Annotated in this window: 1 protein-coding gene; it reads right to left on the reverse strand. The window is 65.4% G+C overall.

Annotation, left to right across the window (positions count from 1 at the left end; all coding sequences use genetic code 11):
• On the reverse strand, window positions 1–259 hold a 259-nt coding region (locus DLJ47_RS13185; RefSeq protein ID WP_158289815.1), incomplete at its 3' end, for a helix-turn-helix domain-containing protein.
• Window positions 260–543: the final 284 nt, after the last annotated feature.

Here is a 543-nt window from a genome sequence, read left to right on the forward strand (position 1 = left end):
TGTTCAAGTCCGCGAGTGCCTGCTGCAACACCACGGCCGAGACCTCGCCCAGCCATGCCCGCTGCGGGGTCAGCTTGGCCTCGGTGATCAGCCGTCGAGACAGCTCGGCGTCGCAGATGTACCTCTCACCCTGCTCGCGTGCCTGCTGGCGCAGACGCAGCCCGTCGTTGAACACCACCCGCGCGCACCCGAACGCCCGAGCCAGCTCGACCTGCTGGCCCGGCGTCGGGTAGACGCGGAAGTTGTAACGAAGCTGCACATCGGACAGTCTACCCTTGGTCTATGGCTGGCACCATGGATGTTCGCACCGGTAGGCACTGCGTCTTCGTCCTGCACGCCCACTTGGTCTTCGTGACGAAGATCCGGCACAGGGTGTTCACCCGGCCCTCCCGCGCGGGCCTTCACCCCCGCCCTAAAGGGCAACGCCGTGAAGTTAGGCGTGTGGGCTGGTAGGCAAGTGCCTCGATACGGCCCCTGACATGCAGGAAGCGGAGCTCCGGTAGAAACGGCTTGTCCGCCAAGACAACCGCTGCTGTGGGAGCT

Source organism: Micromonospora sp. S4605 (genome assembly GCF_003176715.1).
In the GTDB taxonomy this organism is placed as follows: Bacteria; Actinomycetota; Actinomycetes; order Mycobacteriales; family Micromonosporaceae; genus Micromonospora; species Micromonospora echinaurantiaca.